The following is a 246-nucleotide window of genomic DNA, read 5'->3' as shown; positions in this document are numbered from 1 at the left end:
AGCCCATCACACCGCATTCGCTGCGCCATGCATTTGCGACGCACCTGCTCGAATCCGGCACCGATGTACGCGTGATCCAGTTGCTGATGGGCCATCGCAGCCTGGCCACCACGGCGCAATATTACCGACAGTAGATCGTTATGTAGAGTAGCGACGTCAAACGCATCGCGAGCGAGGCATCAGGTCTGAACTACTGCACATAAAGTTTCATGATGGGCTTCGGGCGGCCGTCGGGATCGCCTTTTT

General features: G+C 56.9%; 1 protein-coding gene. It reads left to right on the top strand.

The genetic code is table 11. From position 1 onward, the window contains the following. Positions 1–134 (top strand): tyrosine-type recombinase/integrase (locus FSO04_RS46180; protein ID WP_154568050.1); only part of this gene is annotated, 134 nt, incomplete at its 5' end. Positions 135–246 lie beyond the last annotated feature (112 nt).

Origin of the sequence: Paraburkholderia madseniana (genome assembly GCF_009690905.1) — a bacterium.
In the GTDB taxonomy this organism is placed as follows: Bacteria; Pseudomonadota; Gammaproteobacteria; order Burkholderiales; family Burkholderiaceae; genus Paraburkholderia; species Paraburkholderia madseniana.
The sequence above is the reverse complement of the archived record's forward strand: the minus strand, read 5'-3'. Positions and strand labels throughout refer to the sequence as shown.